The 1,010-nt window shown below is 58.9% G+C and carries 1 protein-coding gene; it reads left to right on the top strand.

Annotated elements, in window-relative coordinates; translation table 11 throughout:
* Positions 1-1,010: calcium-binding protein (locus ABIC76_RS25565; protein ID WP_354535659.1), on the top strand; the 1,010-nt coding region annotated here is incomplete at both ends.

Below are 1,010 nucleotides of genomic sequence, written 5' to 3'. Positions count from 1 at the left end.
CCGACTATGCAAATGAATCCAACAACCTGCGCGTGTTTGTGTCCAACACAGCGTTTGCTCGCACCGATACGTACGCCAGCCTGAGCGCGAACACCAACATAGCGCACACGGATATGGGGGTAGTGAGCTCCGACACGATCACGCAGTCTGTCGACACGATTTCCAATATCGAGAACGTGGTTGGCACATCACTGAATGACAGGCTGACAGGAGACGCCAACAGTAATGTCCTGTCAGGCGGTGACGGCAATGACATCATCAACGGTGGGGCGGCCGACGATGTGTTGCGCGGCGGCGCTGGCGACGACACGATCAACGGTGGTGATGGCAATGACGAACTGTATGGTGGCTCCGGGTCGGATGTCATTCAGGGCGGCGATGGGGATGATGTGATTGTTCAGGGCGAGGTTCGGACCACTGATCGAATTGATGGAGGAAGCGGCATAGACACTGCCTCTTACGAGGATCTGCACGCTCTTGCCGGTCCTGGCATCAACGCCGATCTGAGCCAGGGGAAGGTGACGAAGACGGTTGCCGGCACGACGACAGTCGTTGGGGAAACGGGCCGCTACATCCGGATCTATAGCACCACCTATAACGCAACGGTGTCCCTGACAGGGATGAAGGTCTATGCGGGGGGCGTGGACGTTGCGGCGGGCAAGGCGAGTCACAGTGGCGTGGATAACGGTAACCTTCTTGCTACATATGTGAATAGTCCGTATGCACTTACGGACGATAGCGTCGGCGGTGGGTGGAACGGTGGCCTGAATGGGGCGAGCAACCTGGCGTACGCTGGAGCTGCGTCGGGAACCGGCGGCTATATCGAGCTTGATCTTGGTGCCGTGCAGAGCATTGATGCGATATCACTATGGGGCTCGCCCCGTAGCGAAATCGCTGGGCCCAATGATCTGCGGGTGTTCGTGTCGGACGCGGCGTTTGGAGGCAGCGACACGTACGCCAGCCTGAGTGCGAACACCGGCATGGTACGCGTGGATGTGGGGGCGGTGACA

This window comes from Ralstonia sp. 1138 (genome assembly GCF_040544795.1).
GTDB classification, from domain to species: Bacteria; Pseudomonadota; Gammaproteobacteria; order Burkholderiales; family Burkholderiaceae; genus Ralstonia; species Ralstonia flatus.
Note: the sequence above shows the minus strand (reverse complement) of the source record. Positions and strands in the feature narration are given on the sequence as shown.